This is a genomic window from Leptolyngbya sp. FACHB-711, assembly GCF_014695615.1.
Taxonomy (GTDB): Bacteria; Cyanobacteriota; Cyanobacteriia; order Elainellales; family Elainellaceae; genus Leptolyngbya_A.
Genome location: NZ_JACJOR010000528.1, coordinates 1 through 5,317 on the forward strand (window position 1 = coordinate 1; position 5,317 = coordinate 5,317).

Here is a 5,317-nt window from a genome sequence, read left to right on the forward strand (position 1 = left end):
GGTGGGGTAGATTCTAACTTTGATTCGTTCTTCAATACGTTTGCTGGTTCGAGAATTTGTTCTAAAGCATCTTCATTGAGCTCATAAGGTTCACAAAGCTCAGGCAGTCGATTAACTTCCAATCCAATGTATAAAGGGTAGTTTTCAAAATTTGAATCAGCGTGAATTTGAGGCATTGTTCGATCCTTCAATTCCTTATTCTGTTGGGTCAAGACGATCGACAAATACGGTCAAGAAGAGCATCGGGATTATTGGAATAAGACAAATTAACCATTGCGTGAGGCTGAGGGGAGCTGTTGCAAAGAGGACATTCATTACACTCCACTGGCTGAATAGAACTTGTAGAACGATCGCACCTAAAATGCCAAGACCGATCGCCCAGGCATCACGTATTGAAGTATTCCGGCCCTGAAATTTATCCATGATTGCCCGACCTAAATGGCTGACACTCAGCAAATACACAATTCGTCCGGCAACTAATGCCTGAATTGCCATTGTCCGGGCAACTGCAATATCTCCCGTCGTGCGTCGTGCCCACTCAAACATTCCGAAGATTAAAATCCAGTTGAAGACCGAAACCGTAGCAATGCGCTGAAACAGTCTGCCCGATAGCAAAGGCTCTCTTGGATCGCGGGGTGACTTTGCCATTGTGCGATCGGTTTTGGGTTCAAAAGCAAGGGGAACCGTCATAGCAACAGAGTTGACCATGTTCAGCCAAAGCACCTGGATCGAGAGAATGGGTAGATCTCTAGCAAGCAGGGCACTGATGAGGATCGTCATCGACTCGCCACCATTGACGGGCAGAATAAAGGCGATCGCCTTTCGCAGGTTCTGATAAACAGTACGTCCTTCTTCAACGGCTGCTTCGATTGAGGCAAAGTTATCGTCAGTGAGCAGCATATCCGCTGCTTCTCTGGCAACATCGGTTCCCCCTTTGCCCATTGCAATTCCAATATCGGCTTGCTTCAGGGCAGGGGCATCGTTCACTCCATCTCCCGTCATTGCCACAATTTCACCTTTCGATTGCAATGCTTCAACCAGGCGCAGCTTTTGCGCCGGAGCAACTCTGGCAAACACGGAGCCAGATTCAACCGCCTGCGATAGTTCAGAATCGTTCATTTCTGCGAGCTGCTGTCCGGTAAACCCAAACAGGTTACCTTTGCTCTGAAGCCCGATGCGATCGGCAATTGCAGTTGCAGTGGTTAAATGGTCTCCGGTGATCATCTTCACCTGAATTCCCGCTGCCTGACAGGCCTTCACTGCGGCGATCGCTTCCGCGCGAGGAGGATCAATCATACCCTGCAAACCGAGAAACGTGAGTCCACTGTTCAGGTCTGCGTGATCCAGCGTCGTCTGCTGCTTGGGCACTGTTTTTTCGGCAAAAGCCAGCACTCGTAATCCCTGTTCTGCCAAACGCTCTGTTTCAACGCCCAGAAGCCCCTGATACAGCGGCATATCATGCCCTGATGCATCGCGCATCTTCTGGCATCGACGCAGTATGGCTTCCAGCGAACCTTTGACGTAAATAATATTGCCAATAATATTGCCACCCGTCGTTTTCCTATCCGCCCCATGATGCAGCGTTGCCATATATTGATACTGCGATTCAAACGGGATGACATCCAGGCGAGGTAGCAACTCATTGAGCTTGGATTGGTTTATGCCTGCTTTTTGGGCAGCCACAATCAACGCTCCTTCCGTTGGATCGCCGATGACTGACCAGTGATCCTCTTTCCATTCCAGATGGCTATCGTTACACAAAATACCCGCAATCAGACAGTCTTCTAAGGCAGTATGGTTTGGAGAACCTACAACAGACGGAAGACGCTCATTCGCGATCGCCTCTTCTGTGACAGGTTGAATTTCTCCTTCCGAGTTGTATCCCACGCCGCTTACTAAATAACGCTGTCCGGCTGCATAGATTGCCTGCACCGTCATCTGATTTTCAGTCAGCGTTCCGGTTTTATCCGAGCAAATGACCGTTGCACCGCCCAGCGTTTCAACCGCAGGCAGTTTGCGAATAATGGCGTGTCGACGTGCCATGCGATTTACTCCGATCGCCAGTGTCACCGTCACCACTGCCGGAAGTCCTTCAGGAATGGCACTGACTGCCAGAGCTACCGCCGCTTCAAACATTTCTGCCCAGGAGCGTCCTTGCCCTAACCCCACAAAAAACGTGAGGGATGCCACAGACAGAATGATATACAGCAGGGTTTGGCTAAACTTGACGAACTTGCGTGTGAGCGGCGTACTCAGGCTGTGGCTATTGTTCAGCGATTGTGAAATCTGCCCCACTTCTGTTTTATTTCCAGTCGCCACCACGACACCACTACCCTGCCCAAAGGTAACGAAGCTACCTGCATACGCCATGTTCGTGCGTTCTGCCAAAGGTGTATTGCTGCCCAGCGGCTGAATGTCTTTCTCAACAGGAACCGATTCCCCGGTCAGCGCCGATTCATCAATTTGTAAGCCGCGCACACGCAACAATCGCAAATCTGCCGGAACCTTGTCTCCTGAAGTCAGCAGAACTAAATCGCCCGGAACCAATTCCTGTGAAGGAATTATCTGCCTTTTTCCCTCTCGGACCACGGTTGCTTCTGTGGTCACCACTTTTGCCAGAGCAGCGATCGCCCCTTCTGCTTTTGACTCCTGCAAATAGCCAATAATGGCGTTAATCAGCGTCACGCCCCAGATGACGATCGCATTTGTCCATGATCCCAGGAAAGCTTTAATCGCTCCGGCAATCAGCAGAATGTAGAGCAACGCCTGATTAAACTGCAGCAGAAACCGCAACCAGGCAGGTTTTCCGGGCTTTGCTGCCAGCTCATTTAGACCGTAATGTCTGCGCCGTTGAGTAACTTCCCGTTTAGCCAGCCCACGCTCAGCATGACTTTCGAGCAATCGGGCAACATCTTTACCCGATCGATCGTGATAAGTTGCAGTCGTTGAAGCGTGATTCACAATGATTTGCATAGCCTTTGGAGAGGAAGTTTCACTTGTGAATGAGGAAAATTCCAGAACTTCAGGGAGGAGTAGTCCCAAAGTTCTGGATGGGGTGATGCTTCTTGTTACGTAAGAAGCTGTAAGGAGTGCAACGGACTAGCGAGGGAGGAACTTACGTCCGCCCCTGTAGCACTGTGCTACCCAAAGACTACCAACTCAAAGTCAGGATGCCAGAAGGAAATCGGAGGGATTTCGGGGGGATTGCTCTTTTCAGGAGAACTGTTTGAGCCGGTAGCCCATGCCATGCACCGTTTCGATCAGATCATCGGGTGCATCTGCCGCTCTCAATTTCTGACGGAGGGTTCTAACATGGGTTTTGACCGCTTCTTCGGTGGGTAATTCTTCCCGCGTCCAGAGTTTTTCGATAATAATTGGGCGACTCATGACACGCCGACCGTTGGAAATCAGCAGTTCCAGCAGCGCGAATTCTTTCGGCGTTAAATTCAGAGGCGTGTCACGGTAAGTGACTTCACAGGTTGCTGGATTTAACTGAAGTTCGCCCCAAGTCAGCGTAGGATTGACATTAGGACTTCCCCGCCGCAGCAGGGCACGAGTTCGCGCCATCAGTTCATCTAGGTCAAACGGCTTGACCATGTAGTCATCGGCTCCGGCATCCAGCCCAATGATTTTGTCTGCGATCATATCTCGCGCCGTGAGCATCATGACTGGAATTGCGGCATTTCGCGCTGCGGCTCCTCTGGCTCGAAGCTGTTGACAGAAGCGGAGACCGTCCACCTTGGGCAGCGTTAGATCCAATACAATCAGGTCGTAATCCTGGGTATTTACCCAATCCCACGCAGCTTCACCATCCTCTGCCACATCGACTTTATACTGACGGTTTGTAAAGGCTTCCGCCAGCATGTTAGCAATTCGCAAATCGTCTTCCACAACCAAAATACGCATTGAGGTCTTAGACTTGGGATCTGAGATAAGGCATATTCAGGAGAACAGCGATCGGGCACCAATGTCCGCAGCCCTGCGGGATCGCCTTTCTCCTACTCTATTGTAAATTTCTCAGTAAATCTTTCAGGCTGCTATGGTGACGTTCAGTGTGCTGAAATGGTCAATGGAACGCAAATGGATCACAGCATCCTTTTGTCTGGCACTGCTGCTCTTGGGGCTGATTAATTTAATCTCCTATCAAAATGCAACCCAACTCATTCACAGTGCCGCCCAGGTCAAACAAACAAGCGACCTCCTCACTGCTTTAACTAGCGTTTCTGAAACGCTAACTGATAGCGAAGCTCGACGTTGGCGGTATTTTTTGTTAGGCGATCGAACAGAGCTGGATGCCTACCATCAAGCCATGCAGAATCTCACCTTCCAATTAGAGAAACTGCGACAGCCCTTATCCGATACGCCTGCTCAACAACAAAGGCTCAACCTGCTAGAAACACTTATTCAGCAGCGACAAACCCTGCTTGAGCAATCAGCAGCACTCTACGAACAGCCCACTCTGCTTTCCGCTGAAAATCCTTGGGTAGCGCAGACTAACCAGAACCAGGCACAAATTCGTCGAATCATTACTGAGCTACAGAACGAGGAGGAGCAGCTTTTGCAGAGTCAGGTCGAGCAATCTCAGGCAAACTCACAGGTGAGAATGGCGATCGAAAATCTGGGAACTATTCTGGCATTTGTGGGGCTTCTGGGTGTTTATATTCTGCTCTATCGCCAGATGTTTAAGCGTCAACAATCAGAGCAAATTCAGCAGAAGCTGGCGCAGGAGAAAGAATTGGGTGAACTGAAGCTGCAATTTTTCTCGATGGTTTCGCATGAGTTTCGAACTCCTCTCAGTGTCATCGTGGGATCAGCGCAATTACTTCAGGAAAATTTGAAAAGATTGGTTGAGCCTAGTAAATTAAAGAACCTGCTTCAGATACAGGCGTCTGCTAAATTAATGACCCAGCTCCTAAACGATATCCTGACTTTAGCAAGGGCAGATGCTGGAAAATTGCAGTGCAAACCAGAACTTCTGGAAGTACAGTTTCTTTGTTTAAATCTGGTTGAAGATATTCAACTTTTTAGCGAACAGCCAAGAACAATTAAGTTTCACAAGTACGGTACTCGTACCTATGCTTATTTAGATGAGAAACTCATTTACTCAATTCTCAGTAATTTATTATCTAATGCAATTAAATATTCTTCTCCAGAGTCTTCGATCAATTTCACGGTCATTTGTGAACCTAATGCTGTAATTTTTGAAATCAGAGATCAAGGGATTGGCATTCCTGAAGACGAACAAGCAACTATCTTTGAACCCTTTTGCCGAGGCAGAAATGTTGGCAGCGCACCTGGAAGTGGTATGGGTATGGCA

Annotated in this window: 3 protein-coding genes; 1 reads left to right on the top strand and 2 read right to left on the bottom strand. The window is 48.9% G+C overall.

The features are described from left to right. Positions 1–195: 195 nt before the first annotated feature. Entirely contained in the window at positions 196–2,973 is a 2,778-nt protein-coding gene (locus H6F80_RS25985) for a cation-transporting P-type ATPase (RefSeq protein ID WP_190794414.1), read from the bottom strand. Between the two features lie 240 nt (positions 2,974–3,213). Next, positions 3,214–3,906 carry a response regulator transcription factor gene (locus tag H6F80_RS25990; protein ID WP_190794415.1) on the bottom strand — a complete coding sequence of 231 codons (693 nt, stop codon included), beginning with the start codon at positions 3,904–3,906 and terminating at the stop codon, positions 3,214–3,216. Between the two features lie 133 nt (positions 3,907–4,039). On the opposite strand from H6F80_RS25990, the gene H6F80_RS25995 reads away from it, so the two are divergent. Beyond that, on the top strand, positions 4,040–5,317 hold a 1,278-nt coding region (locus tag H6F80_RS25995; RefSeq protein WP_190794416.1), incomplete at its 3' end, for a sensor histidine kinase.

Coding starts and splice junctions, on each gene's coding strand:
- H6F80_RS25985 (WP_190794414.1), bottom strand. CDS start 2,973: ATGCAAATCATTGTGAATCACGCTTCAACGACTGCAACTTATCACGAT.
- H6F80_RS25990 (WP_190794415.1), bottom strand. CDS start 3,906: ATGCGTATTTTGGTTGTGGAAGACGATTTGCGAATTGCTAACATGCTG.